Here is an 18,440-nt window from a genome sequence, read left to right on the forward strand (position 1 = left end):
GCGAGATCATGACCATGCCCGGCCTCCCCTCCAAGCCATCATCCGAGAACATCTATCTCAACGAAAATGGCGATATCGAAGGGCTAAGCTGAGAGTGGAGAAGATTCCCCGATTCCGCCCTCGCAGGTTCATGTTCCGGACAACATCAAAACAGCTTGCCGGCCTTGCCGAAGGCGGCTATTGAAGGGCCCATGAATATGCGTTCCTCGAGCTTTGCGTGGTGGTGGGCCTGCTGACAGCGGCCTTCTGAACGCGTGCGCGCGAAAATGAATGGTGGCCGCAACGGATGTCCGGGCGGCCATTTTACATTTCAGCCTCCAGGTCCGTTGCCAGAAGTCAAAAACGGAGACGGCAATGACGGTGGAAATTCTCGATAACGGAGCGGAACGCTTTATCACCTCGGGGGGGATTGAGATCACCCGCCAGCGCCATGACCGGCCCTATGCCGGGGCGATCGAAACCTACATCGACGGGCTGGATTCACGTCGCGGCGCCGTCTTCTCCTCCAACTATGAATATCCCGGTCGCTATACACGCTGGGACACCGCGATAATCGATCCGCCAGTGGTCATTTCCGCCCGCGACCGTTCCATGCGCATCGAGGCGCTCAACGAGCGCGGCACAGCCCTGCTGCCGACGCTCCACGCCGCTCTTGCCGGTCTGGCCGAAGTTCACATCACGGAAGTGACCGGTGCACTCATCCTGCTTGAGGTAAACAAGCCGGACCGCATATTCACCGAGGAAGAGCGCAGCCGCGCGCCCTCGGTCTTCACCGTTCTGCGCGCCATCACCGCCCTCTTCCACACCACGGACGACAGCAATCTCGGCCTTTACGGCGCCTTCGGCTACGATCTCGCCTTCCAGTTCGATCCGGTGGACTACAAGCTGAAGCGCGCGGACAGCCAGCGCGACCTCGTGCTGTTCCTGCCCGACGAGATCCTCGTCGTCGACCACTATTCGGCGAAGGCGTGGACCGATCGCTATGACTATGCGGGCAAGGATTTTTCCACCGAGGGCCTGACGCGCGCGACTCCGGCCGCCCCCTTCACACCGTCGGACCGCACACCGCCTCGCGGCGACCACAAGCCCGGCGAATATGCGGCGCTGGTGCGCAGCGCCATGGCGAGCTTCAAGCGCGGCGACCTGTTCGAGGTCGTGCCCGGCCAGACTTTCTACGAGCGCTGCGAAAGTGCGCCTTCCGACATCGCCCGCCGCCTGAAGACGACCAATCCCTCGCCCTACTCCTTCTTCATCAATCTCGGCGAAGGTGAATATCTGATCGGCGCATCGCCGGAAATGTTCGTGCGGGTCAACGGCCGCCGGGTCGAGACATGCCCGATCTCCGGCACCATAAAACGCGGTGAGGACGCGATCTCCGATTCGGAGCAGATCCTGAAACTGCTCAACTCCAAGAAGGACGAGAGCGAACTCACCATGTGCTCGGATGTCGACCGCAACGACAAGAGCCGGGTGTGCGAGCCGGGTTCGGTACGCGTGATCGGGCGGCGCCAGATCGAGATGTATTCGCGCCTTATCCACACCGTCGACCATATCGAGGGCCGCCTGCGCGAGGGCATGGATGCCTTTGATGCCTTTCTCAGCCACGCCTGGGCCGTCACTGTCACCGGGGCGCCGAAATTGTGGGCTATGCGTTTCATCGAGAACAACGAGAAAAGCCCCCGCGCCTGGTATGGCGGGGCCATCGGCATGGTGCATTTCAACGGCGATCTCAATACCGGCTTGACGCTGCGCACCATCCGCATCAATGACGGCATTGCCGAAGTGCGCGCCGGCGCGACACTTCTGTTCGATTCCGTCCCTGAGGACGAAGAAGCCGAAACCGAATTGAAGGCCTCCGCCATGCTTTCCGCCATCCGCGACGCCAAGGCCGGCAACAGCGCCGCCGTCGAACGGGCCACCGCCCGCGTCGGGGAGGGGCTGAACATATTGCTGGTCGACCATGAAGACAGCTTCGTCCACACGCTGGCAAACTACTTCCGCCAAACCGGCGCGAACGTCTCCACCGTGCGCACGCCGGTAGCCGATTCGGTGTTCGACGAACTGAAGCCGCATCTGGTGGTGCTGTCACCCGGTCCGGGCACACCCAGGGACTTCGACTGCGCAGCCACCATCGGCAAGGCGCGCCAGCGTAAGCTGCCGATCTTCGGTGTCTGCCTCGGGCTGCAGGCGCTTGCCGAAGCCTATGGCGGAGAGTTGCGCCAGCTTGCCGTTCCGATGCACGGCAAGCCGTCGCGCATTCGCGTGTCGAAGCAAGGCATCATCTTCTCCGGCCTGCCAAGGGAAGTCACAGTCGGCCGGTACCACTCCATCTTTGCCGATCCCGCCCGCCTTCCCCGCGAATTCGAGGTAACGGCCACCAGCGAGGACGGCACCATCATGGCTTTCGAGCATCAGAAGGAACCGGTGGCGGCCGTCCAGTTCCATCCCGAATCGATCATGACGCTGGGCGGCGACGCCGGCATGCGCATCATCGAGAACATCGTCGTTCACCTGCCCCGAAGGGCACGGGAAAAGCTGGCCTGACTTTGATGGAAATGGACCAGATGCATCAGGATCGGAACGCGTCGAAGCGCAGGGTGCAGATCCTTGCCGTCTGGTCGATCCTGATCGCCCTCGGTGTCATGGGGCTGAAATTCCTCGCCTGGCGCATGACCGGCTCCGTGGCGCTCTATTCCGATGCGCTGGAGTCCATCGTCAATCTCATCACCGCAGGCGCGGCCCTGTGGGCCATCCGCGTCAGCCACAAGCCGGCAGACAGCGACCATCCCTTCGGGCATCACAAGGCCGAATATTTCTCGGCCGTGCTCGAAGGTGTACTGATCGTGGTGGCGGCGCTGCTGATCATGGCTCAGGTGTGGGACACGATCCAGGCTCCGCAGGCCATGGAACAGCCATGGGAAGGCATGGCCATCAATGGCTTTGCCGCTCTCATCAACTGCATATGGGCGACGGTCCTGATCCGCTCGGGCCGCCGCGCCAGATCGCCCGCTTTGGTTGCCGATGGCCAGCACATCATGACCGACGTCGTAACCTCGGCGGGGGTCATCATCGGCCTTGTCGCCGCCGTGTTTACCGGCTGGCATGTGCTGGACCCGCTGCTGGCGCTGATTGTCGCCGTGAACATCCTCTATCAGGGCTGGAAGGTGATGGGCGAATCCCTGAACGGCCTCATGGACCGCAGCGTCGACATCGAAGATCAGATGCGCATCCGGGATATCATCTCCGTCAACTCCAGGGGTGCGCTGGAAGTCCACGATCTCAAGACCCGCATTGCCGGGCGCGCCACCTTCATCGAGTTTCACATGGTGGTGGATTCCGACATGCCTGTCGGCGAAGCGCACATCATCTGTGACCGGATCGAAGACGCGCTGAAAGCCGACAACCCTTCCGTGCGTGTGACAATTCACGTCGAACCGGATGATGAAGCCAAGCTGCCGAAAGGCAGCGTGGCGGTTCCCTTCGCCTGAATCACTTCCTCAGCCGGAACCCGCAGACCCTTGTAAAGATTCATGGTTGCGCATTCGCGCGATCTGAATCACCCTGCATAGGTGGCGGTGGCTTGCAAGCAGGCAGACAGGGAGGTTGCTCATGTATGGGCTGATCGGAAAATTGCGCGCAGCGCCGGGCAAGCGCGACGAGCTTCTGGAGCTCATCCTGAAAACCGCCACCGCTCTGCCGGGCTGCCTCAGCTATGTGGTTTCCCGCGACCCGGCCGACTCTTCGGCTCTTTGGGTAACAGAGGTGTGGGCCGACGCCGAGAGCCATCAGGCCTCGCTGCAGCTTCCCCATGTTCAGGAAACCATCGCCAGGGCCCGCCCTCTGGTTTCGGGCTTTGAGTTTCAGGTCGAGACAGAACCGGCCGGAGGCATCGGCCTGCCCTGATCAACCTTTGCGCCCGCGCGGCATTTCGTGTTTTGCAGGTTCGCTTTCGCTGAATTTGGTTCTATCAGGGATGTGCTGATCCGATCGGGTCGGTGATTTGCGCAGGCACCGGCCGATGGCTGCGTCCTCAATCCTTTCTGCAAAGCCAGTCCATGGACCAGACAAGCCAAAAGCCTCAGGAGCAAAAGACCGCATCACGACTGTCACATGCTTCGCCGCCTCTCCAGTGGGCTCTCCTCTTCGTCCTTTCCGCCTTGGTGGTGGTGCTGCTCGAACTCGCCAGTGTTCCCGCTCCGCTGCTGATCGGGCCGATGCTGGCCGGCATCGTGATCGGCGTGAGCGGCGGCGCGGTGCGCGTACCAACACCTGCCTTCGGCCTCGCGCAGGGTGTGATTGGCTGTCTCATCGCCAACTCCGTGTCCGCTGACATTCTTGGCCTTTTCTATGCAAGCTGGCCTCCAATTCTCGGCGCGGTTATGGCTACGCTTGCCGCGTCAGGCTTTCTCGGATGGCTCATCAGCCGCCTGCGCATACTGCCGGGAACCACTGCCCTGTGGGGATCGGCCCCCGGTGCGGCAGCGGTGATGGTGCTGATGGCGGGCTCCTTCGGTGCTGATCAGCGTCTTGTCGCTGTCATGCAGTATTTGCGGGTCATCATCATTTCCCTATCCGCTTCTCTGATTGCCGGCCTGTGGATCGATACGACCCGGGTCGACGTACCGGACATCATCTGGTTTCCGCCGCTGCAAACCGGCTTGCTGGTCACTCTGGCCGTGGCGATCGGTGGAGCCAGCCTCGGCAAGGTGCTGCGGCTGCCCTCGCCGTTTTTTCTTGGGGCGATGTTCATCGGCATGGCGCTGCATCTCGGCACCGGTCTGGAATTCGATCTGCCGCCATGGCTGCTGGGCATGAGCTACGCGATGATCGGCTGGCACGTCGGACTGGGTTTTACCCGACCTGCCCTTCACCATGCCATGCGCGCCCTGCCCCAGATTCTCGGCTCGATCGCTGCCTTGCTGATATTCTGCGCCGGGCTCGGCTGGCTCATGAGCCGGATGCTGGGTATCGACCCGATGACGGCCTATCTCGCAACCAGCCCCGGAGCCATGGAAACGATTGCCATCATCGCAGCTGCCACCGCCAAGGTTGATCTGTCATTCGTGATGGCCATGCAAACATCCCGCTTTATGATCGTGCTGCTGATCGGGCCGCCCATAGCGAGGCTGTTTGCACGCAGGATGGTCAACTGACGCCTCTGCTCATGTTACGGCAATCAGGCGCTCAGCCATTGCACGGCAGGCTGGAATGGACGGAAAATTCCGCCCGTGTCTTGCCTCTGAGTGACGGCTCCTGTAAGAGAGCCTCCATGATCAAGCGCCCTGCATCCGCTTCCAACCGCTCGACCGGCTTCTCCGGCGAGACGTTGCGCGCGCTTGCCTCCACTCTCCTTCTTCTCGGCCTTATCGGCGATCGCCGGGTTCGCTGAAGGAGCGCCCGGCGGTCGATACCGCCGCCCGGCATGATGCTCCTTGGCAAACCTGTACCCTACGACCGATTTTTATTAAGGCACCGCCGATCCGATGACAGCCATTCCTGTGGCAGGTCGGTGGAAACCGGAGAAGATGACGATGAACGCAAAGCAACCCGTTGCCACCAGTTCCAGCCGCAAGGGCATGCCGGACGCGGCACAGAAATACCATCCTTTCCCCGCACCGGACATGTCAGCCCGAACCTGGCCCTCGAAGCGCATCGAGAAGGCGCCGATCTGGTGCTCGGTGGATTTGCGCGACGGCAATCAGGCGCTGGTCGACCCGATGGGGCAGGACCGCAAGGCCCGCATGTTCCAGCTGCTGCTCGACATGGGCTTCCCGGAAATCGAGATCGGCTTCCCTTCCGCCTCGCAGACCGATTTCGACTTCTGCCGCTGGGCGATCGAAGAAGGCAATGTGCCGGATGATGTCGATCTGCAGGTGCTGGTGCAGTGCCGGCCGGAACTGATCACCCGTACCTTCGAGGCACTCGAAGGCGCCAATACGCCGATCATCCACTTCTACAATTCAACCAGCGAATTGCAGCGTCGCGTCGTCTTCGCAAAGGATGTCGGCGGCATCAAGCAGATTGCCACCGATGCCGCAAAGATGATCATGGACATGGCCGCAAAGGCCGGTGGCGGCTATCGTTTCCAGTATTCGCCGGAGAGCTTCACCGGCACCGAGCTCGAAGTGGCGCTGGAGATCTGCAATGCGGTCACGGAAATCGTCAATCCGACCCCGGACAACAAGCTGATCCTCAACCTGCCTTCGACCGTCGAGATGAACACGCCCAATGTCTACGCGGACCAGATCGAATGGATGTGCCGCAACCTCGATCGGCGCGACAGCCTGATCATCTCGCTGCATCCGCACAATGATCGTGGCACCGGCATCGCCGCCACCGAGCTCGGCCTGATGGCAGGCGCGGACCGCGTGGAAGGCACCTTGTTCGGCAATGGCGAGCGCACCGGCAATGTCGATGTGGTGACTCTGGCGCTCAACATGTACACGCAGGGCGTGGATCCGCAGCTCGACTGCACCGACATCAACCGGATGAAGGACGTCTACGAATACTCCAACCAGCTCAGGATCGCCGAGCGCCACCCCTATGTCGGCGAGCTGGTTTACACGGCCTTCTCCGGCTCGCATCAGGACGCCATCAACAAGGGCATGATTGCCCTGAAGAAGGCCAATTCGCCTGTGTGGGAAGTGCCCTATCTGCCGATCGACCCGCAGGATGTCGGCCGCTCATACGAGGCCATCATCCGCATCAACTCGCAGTCGGGCAAGGGCGGCATCGCCTACATCATGCAGACCGACTACGGCATCAACCTGCCGCGCAACCTGCAGGTGGAGTTCCGCGAGGTGATTCAGGAAATCACCGACGAGGAAGGCAAGGAACTCCCCTCGCGCCGTATCCACGACGAATTCCAGCGCATTTATGTCGAGCAGCCGGCAGGCCGGATGAAGTTTGTCGACCATCACACCTTCCCCGACAGCAGCGTGAAGGGTCGCCGTATTCTCGAAGCCACGATCATCGATAACGGCAGGGAGACGAAGATCGAAGGCGTCGGCACCGGTCCGATCGACGGCTTTGTCGATGCCCTCTCGCGCCATATCGGCGTACCGATGTCGGTGCTCGACTATTCAGAGCACTCGCTCCAGAGCGGTTCCAATGCTTCCGCCATCTCCTATGTAGAGATCGAGCATCCGGGCGGACGGCTGTTCGGCGTGGGCATCAACACCAATATCGTTGCCGCGTCACTCGAAGCGATCGTATCGGCAGCAAATCGAATCGTAGCCGGTAAGTAATTGTTAACCACCGGGCCGGTTGCCTCGCGCAACCGGCCCTTCAGCCTGTTGGCTTTCCGCGCCGGCGCTTGTCCCCCGGGAGCGGAACTCTATATGATCGACCTTCCTGCCGATCCGAGGAGAGGTTCGACATTTGCAGCCCACCACGCCTGCTGCCCCCGCAGTGCGCACGACACTGGAACGCGTTCTCGCCAGCAACACGTTCAGCCGGTCCGAGCGCGCCCGCGACCTCCTCAGATATCTTGTTGAACGCGAACAGGCGGGTCAGGCCGACCGCCTGAAGGGCTATGCCATTGCCGTGGATGTCTTCGGCAAGGATACGGAATTCGACCCTTCCACCGATGCGGTGGTGCGTGTCCAGGCCGGACGGCTTCGCGATCTTCTCCAGCAATACTTCGCCACCGAAGGAGCATCCGATCCGCTTCAGATAGTCATTCCGCGCGGAAGCTACATTCCCAGCTACGTCGAAAATCAATCGGGGAAAGGCTCCGGAGACGCGCCCAGTGTATCGGAACCACCACATGAGGTGGAACTTCCGGCGGTTGCTGCAACCCGCTCCTTCTCCCTGCATATCGCATTGATGTGGGCCGCCATCGGCGTCGTGACGCTCATGATGGCAATGCTGTTTCTGCGCCAGACCGACCTGTCGGGCTTTATCGAAAACTCCCGCACAGGCAGCATCGCGGAACAGGGCCCGGACGCTCTGCCCGTGATTTACATTGAAGCCAGCGCGGACACTCCCGAGCAGGTTTCCATGCTGGCGACACTTCGCAGCGGTCTTTCAGGTTTCGATACGCTCGATTTCATCGGCCGCGACTTTCAGGGAACGCCGGACCCCGTCGCCAATGCCACGAGTTTTGCTTTCAAGATAACCTCGGGGCACCAGCAGGGCAGCGTGACGGTCGAGCTGCAGAACATCGGCAACGGCCGCGTGCTTCACTCGCGCACTTTCTCTCCGCAGGAGCTTTCGCCCGAACGCATCGAAGACAGCGTTGCCGCGTTGCTCAGCACCACCAACACCGCCTCCGGAATCATATACGCCTATATCGAACAGGCCGGCGTTCAGGCAGGCCTCACAAAATGCCTGCTTCTCAATGACGACTACTATCAGGATCCGAGAGAGCAGACGCACCGGGCCGCCTACAGCTGCTTTGAGAAACTCATCGAGCAGGGAGGCAAGTCGCCGCTGATCTATTCGGAAATGGCGGTCCTTGATCTCCAGACAGTTACCAGCGGATACAGCTACCCCGCAGATGCATCGCGGGAACGGGCTTTGTCCATGGGTCGAAAAGCGGTGCAGATGGGCGCCACCAGCTCCTATGCACACCGCGCCTATGGCTATCTCAACTCGCGCCTCGGAAACACCGAGGAATCCATACACTGGATGCGCAAGGCCTATGAGCTGAACACCTATGATCTGTCGATGGCGGCCGCCTATGCATATGTCCTGATCTTCGCAGGCGAATATGCGGCCGCGACCCCGATTATGGCGCGTGCCGTCGACGGGTCGAGCGCCCGGCCGGCCTGGTGGGACTTTGGACTGTTCCTCTCCTATTTCATGCAGGGCGACATGGATAAGGCGGCCAATGCTGCCACGGGGCTGAACCCCGCGTCCGAACGTTCGCATTATCTCGTGGCACGACTGATCGCCGCCGATCACACAGGAGACGTCAGGACACGCGATCAGTTGCTTACCACGCTGAAGGACAGGTTCCCCTACTTCTCTGCCAAACCGAGGCGTGTGCTGGAAGAGAGGAAATATCCGCCGGATATGGTGGACAAGCTGCTTGGCGCGCTGCAGGCCGCCGGTCTCGGCGACGCCCGCTGATGCTCATCTGAAAAGACGCATTCCGCTCTTTCGCCACAATTGATATTGCTGATACGCTGATCGGGTACTGGATGTCCGGAAACAGTTTCGGTTTCCAGTGCTGCAACCGGATGCGGGCGGGCAGACGATGGCGGGCAACAGCGAAGAAATCGCGTCATCACGGGATGGCGCCCCCTCGGCGCTGGCATCTGCCATCCGCGAGGTGAAGAACAATCTTGCCGACCGCGATGACGTGGTGATCGACATGCGCGATGCACAGCATTCGCGCCTCGAACTCCTCGCCACCGAACTGGCTCCAATATTCGCTGAAGTTCCGAACGACATCGAAATTTTCGATTTCGCCCTTTCGTCCGGCTTGCAGCCCCGGCTGTGGATCGACGCCGTGGCCCACATCGCCATGGGTCGCGACCGGCGCACCTATCGTTTCCTGCGCGACACCCGCCTCGGACGGGTGGTTCTGGCTGAATCCACCGAGATAAAACCGGTCGCCGATCAGGTGACGCGCTATATCGCCGAACGCATCGTCGAGCGGCAACGCATGCTGGACGCTGGCGGTCAGCTACACGCCACCCCTTCCCAGCCCGAAACCCCGGCAGATGAACCGCAGGCAAAGGCCGGACACCGAAGCCAGCGCAGGGAAGCCTTCCGTTCCGCCCTCGCCTTCATTGCTGCCGGCGCGCTCACAGGTATGCTTTTATCGCTGGTGCTGTTCTGGGATCACATCAGGCAGATCGCTCTGCGCTTTTAACCGAGATAACCTTTTCACCCGATCTGGCCACAAGATCACGAACTTCGAGATCGGCAGGAGGCAAAGTCGCCCCTTCCAGACCGCGCCGCGTCAGCTTCAGGTTCCAGCCGGCGCCATCAGCGGCGATGTCGATCAGATTGTACTGCGCCGGCGCATGCTTGCCGCCGGGCGCCTGTCCCGCCGCGGCCACACCCACAACGGGAACCGGGCCATTGGCGCCATCGAGGAAGTTCAGCGACGGATCGTGGGAGTGGCCGTGCAGGACGAGTTCTGCCCCATGACGCTTCATGATCCTGCCAAACCGCCCGATGCCGAACAGCCGTTTATGCTGAGGCACGGCGTTGCGCACTGGCGGATGGTGGATCATCACCACCCGGCACAGACCTCTGGCCGCCGTTTCATCCAGAAGAGCGGCCAGACGCCGCCCCTGCCCTTCCCGCAGATAACCGTTGGCCATGAAGGGCGCTGTGGCACGGGCAGAAGACACACCGATCAGCGCGATATTTCCGCGTATCCGCAGATAGGGAAAGCCGCGGTGATCTCCCGGCCCGGCATGATGATCCCCGCTGATCCCATCCCCGCTCATCCATGGCGCCCATTCGCGGCAGACCTTGGCGAAGGCTCCCGGCACATAGGCGTCATGGTTGCCGGGCACCACCGAGACGTGGCGGGGTTCGCCCAGCGTTTCAAGCCATTGGCGGGCCATCCTGATTTCGCCATCCAGCGCCAGATTGACCAGATCACCGGTGACCGCGATGTGATCAGTTCCACTCGCCCTGACATCTGCGACAATCGTGCCGATAACCGAGTCATGCATGTGACGCCGGCGATTTCTCTGCCAGTTGATGTAGCCGACCGCCCGCTTGGAGGCGAGTTCGCGATAGGTTACATCGGGGAGCGGACCGAGATGAGCGTCGGACAGATGCGCAAGCCTGAACATGGCCATCTTCATAAGCGAGGTGAGCGGCTCTTTCCACTCGCCGCCCGTCAAAAAAACTCACAGGAAACGGAAAGTGAAATGAACAGTTCCGATCCGCCCGCCATTTCGCATGAAAACAAACGTCCCGGCCTGACGGCGCGGATGTTTCATTTCTATTTTCTGCTGCGGCGTCCGATGACGCTGGGTGTGCGCGGTCTCGTCCATGACCCTCAGGCGCACACCGTTCTGCTGGTGCGCCACACCTACGTTCCCGGCTGGCAACTGCCGGGCGGCGGCGTGGAAGTGGGCGAGACGATGCTGGAAGCGCTGGAACGCGAACTTTCCGAAGAAGCCAACATCGTCATGTCGGGGCCGCCGGCCCTGATCTCGATGCACTTCAACCGCCGGTCCAGCCGGCGCGACCATGTCGGCCTCTATCTCATCCAGCACTTCAGCCAGCCGTCGCCAAAGCTGCCCGACCGGGAAATAGCCGAGGCTGGCTTCTTCGCGCTCGACGCCCTGCCGGAAGAAACGACGCCGGCCACCCGCAAGCGGCTTTCCGAAGTGTTCGCTGGTGAGACAGCTTCACCCTATTGGTGAGCCCTTGTCTCAAAGCGGTCCCGATCATGCGGGGCCGCAAAATCCACGTCCGGCCCCAGCGGCACGATGCCAGTCGGATTTATCGTCTTGTGGCTTCCGTAATAGTGCCACTTGATGTGATGCAGATCGACGGTGCCTGCCACACCCGCAACCTGAAACAGGTCGCGCACATAATTTGACAGGTTGGGATAATCGGCGATGCACTGCCGGTTACATTTGAAATGGCCGACATAGACCGGATCGAAGCGCACAAGCGTGGTGAAAAGTCGCCAGTCGGCTTCGGTAATGCCCGCCCCCGTCAGGTACCGCTGTCGCGACAGCCTGTCGTCCAGGGTGTCCAGCATGGCGAACAATTCGCCATAAGCTTCCTCGTACGCCTCCTGCGTGGTGGCGAAACCTGCACGATAAACGCCGTTGTTTACTGCCGGGTAGATGGGATCGTTGAGAGCGTCGATCTCTTTCCGCAAAGCCTTGGGATAAAAATCCACGCCCGCATCGCCCCATTCGTCAAAAGCGGAATTGAGCATGCGAATGATTTCCGCAGATTCATTGCTGACAATGGTCTGCTCCTGCTTGTCCCACAGAACCGGCACTGTTACCCGGCCGGAGTAAGCAGGATCGGCGCGGGTGTAGATCTGGTGGAGAAATTCCAGCCCGTAAAGCGTGTCGCCGGTCGCGCCATCACGCTTGCGGAAGGTCCAGCCATCCTCGCCCATGAAATGGTCGACCACCGAAACCGAGATCACCTTCTCAAGCTTCTTCAGCGCCCGGAATATCAGTGTGCGGTGCGCCCACGGGCAGGCCAGCGACACATAGAGATGATAGCGGCCGGGTTCAGCCCTGAAGCCACGCTCCCGTCCCGGAGCGGGCAGCCCATCGGCTGTGATCCAGTCGCGCCATTGCGACTGCGAGCGCACGAACCGCCCGCCGCTCGCGCTGGTATCGTACCAGTTGTCTTCCCATTTTCCGTCGACAAGCAAACCCATCGCAATTCCTTTCCGGTCAGGTTCGCATATAGGGCGGCCGTCGGTTGAAGGCACCATTGTGAACGGGAAACACAGCGTCAACCGATGTACACCGGCACAAGGCCGATTGCAGCCGCCCGCGTTTGATGCTAGCGGGACTTTCATGTTGGATTTCTTTGCAGCCATCCGGTTCGACCGACGACGAAAGGACGCCCGCGCCTGAGCGCATTGGCGAACGCTGCCTGTGGCGGCACCCTTTTCTCGCATACCGGACTGCAAAGACATGAGCCTTGCCGACGTCACATACATGCCGGAAACCCCGGCGCATGACCCTGAAATCGATACCCTGAACGAAGAGGCTTTCGGGCCCGGCCGTTTCGCGCGTGCCGCTTACAAGATCCGCGAGGGTGGGCCACATGAGCGTGATCTGTCCTTTGTCGGCATCAGGAATGGCATGGTCATTGCGTCTGTCCGCATGACACCGATCGCCGCGGGAAAGGGCCGCTCGCTCATGCTCGGGCCGCTCGCGGTTCGCCCGGCCCACAAGAATCTGGGGATCGGCAGGCATCTTGTCGCCATGGCGCTGGAAGCAGCAAGAAACGCTGGCTGGCAATCGGTTCTTCTTGTCGGTGATGAGCCATATTACGGCCCGCTGGGTTTCACCCGCATTCCTTATGGTCAGATCTCCATGCCCCGCCCTGTCGACCGCAACCGGCTGCTGATCCACGAGATCGTCCCCGGGGCAGTGACAAGCCTTGCGGGAGAGGTAACCCACGCCGCTCTTGCCCGACCTTAGTAGCATAATGCTCGATATGGTTGCAGGCATGCGGAGGACCTCGTAAAGCAAGCTCAGTTTTCACGGAGAGCCCCGCCCATGAACGCCGAAGGACAAATTGCGATCGTTACCGGTGCAGGTTCCGGCCTTGGCGAGGCAACCGCCCGCGCGCTGGCTGCCAGAGGCGCCCGTGTCGCCATATTCGATGTCGGCATCGAGCGCGCTCAGGCTGTGGCTGCCGACATTGGCGGCATTGCCGTCAAATGCGATGTCAGCGATGCCGCAAGCGGCGTGGCAGCCATGGCCGAGGTCACCGGGAAGCTGGGCACCGCCCGTATACTGGTCAACTGCGCCGGCATCGCCATCGGAGTGAAGACCATCGGCAAGGACGGGCCGCATCCGCTCGACCAGTACCGCCGGGTCATCGAGATCAATCTCATCGGCTCTTTCAACATGATCCGCCTGTTTGCCGACGCAGCCGCAAAGCTGGAACCGCTGGCTGGCGGCGAGCGTGGCGTCATCGTCAACACTGCATCCGTCGCTGCTTATGACGGACAGGTCGGACAGGCTGCCTACTCAGCCTCCAAGGGCGGCGTGGTGGGTATGACGCTGCCCATTGCCCGCGATCTCGCCCGCTCCGGCATCCGCGTCTGCACCATCGCTCCCGGCATCTTCAAGACGCCGATGATGGCGGCCATGCCACAGGAAGTGCAGGATTCGCTCGGTGCCGCCGTGCCGTTCCCCTCGCGTCTGGGCGAGCCTGCCGAATATGCGGCCCTCGCGCTCCACATCATCGACAACCAGATGCTGAATGGCGAAACAATCCGTCTTGACGGCGCCATCCGCATGGCGCCGAAATAGGACCGCCGGGAACATCCGTATCCTGTGATGCGGTGTTCCGAAGCACCGGACCAAAAACACCCGGACGTTTTCAGACTGTCGCGGTTTCCGGTCAAAATGTCGGAGCGCGCTTTGCGCGCGCAACAGGAGACTTGTTTTGAACGAGATCAAAAAAGACGTTATTCGCGAAACGGATGCAGAGGCGATCCGGCTTGCCAAAACGCTGTTGCGGAGCGCCCGCTTCGGTGCGCTTGCCTTCAACGAAAAGCCCACGGGTGTGCCGATGATCAGCCGCATCGGCATAGCCACCGACATCGACGGAACGCCGATCACCCTGATTTCCAGCCTGTCCGGCCACACGCAGGGCCTTGGTGCCGATCCGCGCTGCGCTCTGCTCGTGGGCGAACCTGGCAAGGGCGATGCCATGGCTCACCCCCGCATCAGCATTGTCTGCCACGCCCGGCGCATCGAGCGGGAATCCGCTGAGAATGAGCGGATCGCGCGCCGTTATCTCAACCGCAATCCCAAGGCGAAGCTATATGTGGGGCTCGGCGACTTTGCGTTCTTCCGGCTGGAAGTCGAGCGGGCCAGCATGAATGGAGGCTTCGGCAAGGCTTATCTGCTGGAACGATCCGACATCGTCACTGAAAACGCGGCGAATGAGGAATTCGGGGCACGCGAGCAATCCGCCATCGAGCATATGAACGAAGATCACCGCGACGCCATTGCAGTTTATGCGCAGCATTTTGCGAAGGCGAAGGGCGACGGCTGGGTGGTGACCGGTTTCGATTCCGAGGGCATGGATCTGGCCGCGGGCGATCAGTGCCTGCGCATATTCTTCCCCGAACAGCTGTCATCCGCGCATGATTTGCGCCGGGTACTGGCTGAAATGGCGAAAACCGGCCGTGCTGCCGGGTAGCGGGCCGTTCGTCGAACCAGTCTCGTGATCTGGTGCACATAGCTTAGGCTTTGTATCGGTTGAGACATTTGATGCCTGATAACGGAAAAGTTGCAGGCTATACCTTTGCTCCACCGCACCCATAGTGCAGGATCGGCGTGAAGGAGGGTGCATGCGGGCGATGAAAAATATCCTCACTGAACAGGCCGCTGCTTTTCTGGCGTTGACGGCAAACAGCAAGCGCCTTGAGATCCTCTCGCTTCTGATGCGCGAGGAACTCTCCGTGAATACCCTCGCTTCACTGGTGGGACTGAGCCAGTCGGCGCTTTCCCAGCATCTGGCAAAGTTGCGCTGTGGCGGGCTGGTCGAAACGCGACGCGAGCGCCAGACAATCTATTATTCCTGCAATTGCCGTTCGGTGGAACGTCTGCTGTGCCTGATGGAAGATCTGTTCGCAGACCGGAAAGCCGTTCGCAGCCTTGATACCGGAACCTGACAGGTCAGCAGCCGGAAGCACACTTTTCCGAAGCCACGCCTCCCGCTGGACCGCCTGAAGCCAACGGTGTCGCTTCAGGCGGTTTTTATTTTGGTGCTGAATGCTTTATCTCGCACCATCGAAACAGAACGGTGGTGGCATGGAACCTGTCCGCATCGACGACCCGCTGGACGAGCGGGTAGCAGCCTATGTTGACATCCGCGAGCGCGATCTCGTCGGCAGGCAAGGACGCTTCGTAGCCGAAGGCAAAGTGGTTGTGGACGTTCTGACCGCAACGCGGCGCTTCGGGGTCGAATCCGTTCTGGTACTGGAAAACCGTCTGGCAGGCATGCAGCATGTGCTGGCGCGCCTGCCTGCCGACGTTCCGGTCTATGTGGTCGGCGCGGCGGTGATGGATCGCATTGCGGGCTTTCACATGCACAGGGGCATTCTGGCCATCGGCCTTCGCGGCGAACTGGCGTCTCCCGACCAGCTTCTTGGCACTGTCGGGCAAAATGCGCTTGTCGCCGTCCTGGTCGGCATTTCGAACCATGACAATGTGGGTTCGATCTTCCGCAACGCCGCCGCCTTCGGCGCAGATGCGGTCCTGCTCGACAAGGCCAGTTGCGACCCGCTCTATCGCAAGGCAATCCGCGTTTCAGTCGGAGCAGCCCTGAAAGTGCCGTTCGCCGTGGCTGACGATGCAGCCATCATCGCAGATTTGCTTGAGAAAAAGGGGTTTACGCAGTTTGCCCTGTCTCCGCGCGGTGAGACGGATATACGCGACGTACAGCCCCGCGGACCTGTTGCCCTCTACCTCGGCACCGAAGGCGAGGGATTGCCCGAACACCTCATGTCCCGCCTTCACACAGCGCGCATCACCATGGCGCCGGGCTTCGACAGCCTGAACGTCGCCGCAGCCTCGGCGATTGCGTTGCACGCCTTCACCAGAAATGCGGGATAAGCAACACCGTCACAGCCTTCCGTCCTCCTTTCGGAGTTGGCACTCAGTTTTCGGCATCCGCCTTTTGCAGTGAAGTAATCCGTGCTGCAAGGCTTGCCCGGTCGGAGTTTTCGCTTCCCTTTTCTGCCAGCAGCCGGGTGATGGGAGAATCCGGTCCCTCTCGCTGTGCGGTCATCTGAACAACCTCGGCAGCCAGCGCCGCCATCTGGTCCCGCAGTTCCGCACCGCTCTCGGCTTCCTTGCCCCTGGCTTGCGCCAGTCGCCGCTCAAGCCTGTCCCGGTCGGCTTTGATCCGCGCAAGTGTCACATCAGCCCCCGAGATTGCCCTGGCAGAACCGCGTTTACCTGAACCTGCTTTCTTCGAAGCCCGTTCCGGGGTGGAGGGTTTGGATGCCTCACGCAGACGCGCCAGTTCACGCTCGCGCCGTTCCAGCGTTTCGTCACGGTCGGCGACCGTTGCCAGCAGACGCTCGATTCGGGCACCGAGATCCCCTGCCCGCTGCTGTTCCACCCTGAGCGCTTCACGCGCCGCGTTTGCCTGTGCCAGAAGCTCCTTGTCCTTCTGCTCGGCTTGTCTGATTTCGACACGCAAACGCGAAATTTCCGCAGCCAGTTTGTCGACCTCGGATTCGCGGCCGACGAGCTCTATCTGCCGGCTGCTGGCCAGATAGGACGCCTCCTCATATTGATGCGAAACTTGCCGGATTTGTTCATCCCGCTCCTTAAGCGTCTTGCTGCCTTCGTCCAGCGCCGCCTGCAATCTGGTCACATTCTGTTCAGCTTCTTCGAGCTGCGCCGCAAGCGACCCGTTACGCTCCTCCAGTCCGGAAATGGTGTGCACCAGTTGTGCCTTGTCCACGTCCAGCGCGGCGGCTTTCTGTTCGAGCCGCGCGATTTCGACTTTCTGCTCGGCCTGTCTGGCCTCAAGAGAAGAGATCGTCATCTCCAGTCGCCGCGCCTGCATGGCAAATTCGGCACGCACCCTGTCTTTTTCGGCCTGCAATTCGGTGCGGCTCAACGGCAGCGCCGCCTCCAGACGCCTGCGCGTGAGCGTGACCGCGCGCCGCCAGATCGGAGGCCCCAGCAGAAGCGCGATAAAGCCTGCGCACAAGAAGCCAAGCAGGAAGAAAAGGATCGACTGGACCAAGATGCGCTATCCGTTCCAAATGTCGCAGAGCAGAACCTTATCTCAAAGTCCTGCCCGGCGCTTCTCAAGAATGCCTGCGAAAGGCCCGCTCCGCAAACGCGTCCGGCCCTAGGAAAATGTGTTTCAAATCAGGGCCACTGCGCCACGGGCTGAACCGATCGCGCAAAACCGGCAAGAGCACTCAGGCTTTGCCGGACGCGGAAGCGTCAGAATGGGTTCCAGGTCGGAGACTGGGTCAGCTTCAGATAGCCCATATTGATACCCAGTCTGGCGCCCACGCCGGTGCGGATCGGGACCAGCAGCATCTGATTGTTCTTGAGCACGTTGAAGCCGACGCCTGCGATCACATAGGCAGAGCCCGCAACACCGCCGTAACGCGTATAAAGATTGCTGATATCGTCCAGATTGTAGACCAGAACCATGACGCGGGAGCCCTGTCCGCCAAAATCCCAGCCGAGCGAGGGCCCCTGCCAGAACACCCGGTGGTCTCCGGCGTTCTTGGTATAGAGCGTGCCTTCGCCATAGGTGAGGCCCCCAATCAGCGCGCCCGACCCCTCTTCTCCCAGAATGTAGCCGTTAGGAAGGCCGTAGGAGGAAAAAACCTTTTCGACGACACTTGCCAGCCCACCCGAGGTGGAGCCGAAAAAGCGATGGCCGGAATCGACAATCTCCTGAGCCGTGTATTCCTGGGCCCGCGAGGCCGACACCGAAAAGGCGAGCGCGCTCGCGAGAATGATGGTCGTAGCCATAGCGCGGACGAAATCCGGCCTGAGATATCGGGAAATCATGCAGTACATCTCCGTAACGGAGCACTCCGTCTGCGCCTCGGGCATCCGCGATTCTGAATCGATCGCTTATCATACCAGTCACGGCAACCTATGCCGTAATTCTTTTTCAACCATTAAGCTTTCACATGAAGATGGCAGTTCGAAGGCCGAAACTGCCGTTGGGACGTCCGCCTGCGCAACACTCCATACCCTGCATTTCGGCCGGCGCCTTCGCCGGATTCGACATCGCAGACTATAGGGTCGCGG

Annotated in this window: 18 protein-coding genes; 14 read left to right on the plus strand and 4 right to left on the minus strand. The window is 60.9% G+C overall.

Annotated features, from left to right (window positions below):
* From HNR59_RS13960 to HNR59_RS13995, 8 genes are all read left to right on the plus strand, one after another.
* Positions 1–92 (plus strand): formate--tetrahydrofolate ligase (locus HNR59_RS13960; protein ID WP_183831634.1); only part of this gene is annotated, 92 nt, incomplete at its 5' end.
* Between the two features lie 262 nt (positions 93–354).
* Positions 355–2,544, plus strand: a complete 2,190-nt coding sequence (locus HNR59_RS13965) for an anthranilate synthase (RefSeq protein WP_183831636.1) — start codon at positions 355–357, stop codon at positions 2,542–2,544.
* A gap of 20 nt (positions 2,545–2,564) precedes the next feature.
* On the plus strand, positions 2,565–3,488 hold the full coding sequence (locus HNR59_RS13970; protein ID WP_183831638.1) for a cation diffusion facilitator family transporter: 924 nt from the start codon (positions 2,565–2,567) through the stop codon (positions 3,486–3,488).
* A 121-nt stretch (positions 3,489–3,609) separates the two neighbouring features.
* On the plus strand, positions 3,610–3,903 hold the full coding sequence (locus tag HNR59_RS13975; protein WP_183831640.1) for a putative quinol monooxygenase: 294 nt from the start codon (positions 3,610–3,612) through the stop codon (positions 3,901–3,903).
* A 152-nt stretch (positions 3,904–4,055) separates the two neighbouring features.
* On the plus strand, positions 4,056–5,153 hold the full coding sequence (locus HNR59_RS13980; RefSeq protein ID WP_183831642.1) for an AbrB family transcriptional regulator: 1,098 nt from the start codon (positions 4,056–4,058) through the stop codon (positions 5,151–5,153).
* Positions 5,154–5,525: 372 nt separating this feature from the next.
* Positions 5,526–7,247 (plus strand): 2-isopropylmalate synthase, encoded by a 1,722-nt coding sequence (leuA, locus tag HNR59_RS13985; RefSeq protein ID WP_425488664.1) that lies wholly within the window; start codon positions 5,526–5,528, stop codon positions 7,245–7,247.
* 133 nt (positions 7,248–7,380) lie between these two features.
* Positions 7,381–9,075, plus strand: a complete 1,695-nt coding sequence (locus HNR59_RS13990) for a tetratricopeptide repeat protein (protein ID WP_183831646.1) — start codon at positions 7,381–7,383, stop codon at positions 9,073–9,075.
* Positions 9,076–9,202: 127 nt separating this feature from the next.
* Positions 9,203–9,823: a hypothetical protein gene (locus HNR59_RS13995; RefSeq protein ID WP_183831648.1), complete on the plus strand. Its 621-nt coding sequence runs from the start codon at positions 9,203–9,205 to the stop codon at positions 9,821–9,823.
* On the opposite strand, the gene HNR59_RS14000 is transcribed toward HNR59_RS13995, so the two are convergent.
* Positions 9,798–10,763, minus strand: coding sequence for a metallophosphoesterase family protein (locus HNR59_RS14000; RefSeq protein WP_183831650.1), 966 nt, complete (start codon positions 10,761–10,763; stop codon positions 9,798–9,800). The genes HNR59_RS13995 and HNR59_RS14000 overlap by 26 nt on opposite strands.
* Before the next feature lie 78 nt (positions 10,764–10,841).
* Here HNR59_RS14000 and HNR59_RS14005 point away from each other — a divergent pair, with 78 nt between their 5' ends.
* Positions 10,842–11,342, plus strand: coding sequence for an NUDIX domain-containing protein (locus HNR59_RS14005; protein WP_246374714.1), 501 nt, complete (start codon positions 10,842–10,844; stop codon positions 11,340–11,342).
* On the opposite strand, the gene HNR59_RS14010 is transcribed toward HNR59_RS14005, so the two are convergent.
* Positions 11,333–12,328, minus strand: coding sequence for a glutathione S-transferase family protein (locus tag HNR59_RS14010; RefSeq protein ID WP_183831653.1), 996 nt, complete (start codon positions 12,326–12,328; stop codon positions 11,333–11,335). The genes HNR59_RS14005 and HNR59_RS14010 overlap by 10 nt on opposite strands.
* 262 nt (positions 12,329–12,590) lie before the next feature.
* On the opposite strand from HNR59_RS14010, the gene HNR59_RS14015 reads away from it, so the two are divergent.
* The 5 genes from HNR59_RS14015 to HNR59_RS14035 all read left to right on the plus strand — a co-directional run bounded on the left by HNR59_RS14015 (position 12,591) and on the right by HNR59_RS14035 (position 16,259).
* Positions 12,591–13,103, plus strand: a complete 513-nt coding sequence (locus HNR59_RS14015; RefSeq protein ID WP_183831654.1) for a GNAT family N-acetyltransferase — start codon at positions 12,591–12,593, stop codon at positions 13,101–13,103.
* Positions 13,104–13,181: 78 nt separating this feature from the next.
* Positions 13,182–13,943 (plus strand): SDR family NAD(P)-dependent oxidoreductase, encoded by a 762-nt coding sequence (locus tag HNR59_RS14020; protein ID WP_183831655.1) that lies wholly within the window; start codon positions 13,182–13,184, stop codon positions 13,941–13,943.
* A gap of 136 nt (positions 13,944–14,079) precedes the next feature.
* Positions 14,080–14,841 carry a HugZ family pyridoxamine 5'-phosphate oxidase gene (locus HNR59_RS14025; RefSeq protein ID WP_183831656.1) on the plus strand — a complete coding sequence of 254 codons (762 nt, stop codon included), beginning with the start codon at positions 14,080–14,082 and terminating at the stop codon, positions 14,839–14,841.
* A 151-nt stretch (positions 14,842–14,992) separates the two neighbouring features.
* A complete protein-coding gene (locus HNR59_RS14030) occupies positions 14,993–15,316 on the plus strand; it encodes an ArsR/SmtB family transcription factor (protein ID WP_183831657.1) in 324 nt (107 codons plus the stop codon).
* Positions 15,317–15,455: 139 nt separating this feature from the next.
* On the plus strand, positions 15,456–16,259 hold the full coding sequence (locus HNR59_RS14035) for a TrmH family RNA methyltransferase (RefSeq protein ID WP_183831658.1): 804 nt from the start codon (positions 15,456–15,458) through the stop codon (positions 16,257–16,259).
* 43 nt (positions 16,260–16,302) lie between these two features.
* Here the strand turns inward: HNR59_RS14035 and HNR59_RS14040 are convergent, their stop codons facing one another.
* Positions 16,303–17,406 carry a coiled-coil domain-containing protein gene (locus tag HNR59_RS14040; protein ID WP_183831659.1) on the minus strand — a complete coding sequence of 368 codons (1,104 nt, stop codon included), beginning with the start codon at positions 17,404–17,406 and terminating at the stop codon, positions 16,303–16,305.
* Positions 17,407–17,612: 206 nt separating this feature from the next.
* Positions 17,613–18,194, minus strand: a complete 582-nt coding sequence (locus tag HNR59_RS14045; protein WP_425488665.1) for a DUF1134 domain-containing protein — start codon at positions 18,192–18,194, stop codon at positions 17,613–17,615.
* Positions 18,195–18,440: the final 246 nt, after the last annotated feature.

It is taken from the genome of Aquamicrobium lusatiense (assembly GCF_014201615.1).
Classification (GTDB): Bacteria; Pseudomonadota; Alphaproteobacteria; order Rhizobiales; family Rhizobiaceae; genus Mesorhizobium; species Mesorhizobium lusatiense.

Coding starts and splice junctions, on each gene's coding strand:
- HNR59_RS13965 (WP_183831636.1), top strand. CDS start 355: ATGACGGTGGAAATTCTCGATAACGGAGCGGAACGCTTTATCACCTCG.
- HNR59_RS14010 (WP_183831653.1), bottom strand. CDS start 12,328: ATGGGTTTGCTTGTCGACGGAAAATGGGAAGACAACTGGTACGATACC.
- HNR59_RS13995 (WP_183831648.1), top strand. CDS start 9,203: ATGGCGGGCAACAGCGAAGAAATCGCGTCATCACGGGATGGCGCCCCC.
- HNR59_RS14030 (WP_183831657.1), top strand. CDS start 14,993: ATGCGGGCGATGAAAAATATCCTCACTGAACAGGCCGCTGCTTTTCTG.
- HNR59_RS14015 (WP_183831654.1), top strand. CDS start 12,591: ATGAGCCTTGCCGACGTCACATACATGCCGGAAACCCCGGCGCATGAC.
- HNR59_RS13975 (WP_183831640.1), top strand. CDS start 3,610: ATGTATGGGCTGATCGGAAAATTGCGCGCAGCGCCGGGCAAGCGCGAC.
- HNR59_RS13970 (WP_183831638.1), top strand. CDS start 2,565: ATGCATCAGGATCGGAACGCGTCGAAGCGCAGGGTGCAGATCCTTGCC.
- leuA (WP_425488664.1), top strand. CDS start 5,526: ATGACGATGAACGCAAAGCAACCCGTTGCCACCAGTTCCAGCCGCAAG.
- HNR59_RS14035 (WP_183831658.1), top strand. CDS start 15,456: ATGGAACCTGTCCGCATCGACGACCCGCTGGACGAGCGGGTAGCAGCC.
- HNR59_RS13980 (WP_183831642.1), top strand. CDS start 4,056: ATGGACCAGACAAGCCAAAAGCCTCAGGAGCAAAAGACCGCATCACGA.
- HNR59_RS14045 (WP_425488665.1), bottom strand. CDS start 18,194: ATGATTTCCCGATATCTCAGGCCGGATTTCGTCCGCGCTATGGCTACG.
- HNR59_RS14000 (WP_183831650.1), bottom strand. CDS start 10,763: ATGTTCAGGCTTGCGCATCTGTCCGACGCTCATCTCGGTCCGCTCCCC.
- HNR59_RS14020 (WP_183831655.1), top strand. CDS start 13,182: ATGAACGCCGAAGGACAAATTGCGATCGTTACCGGTGCAGGTTCCGGC.
- HNR59_RS14005 (WP_246374714.1), top strand. CDS start 10,842: ATGAACAGTTCCGATCCGCCCGCCATTTCGCATGAAAACAAACGTCCC.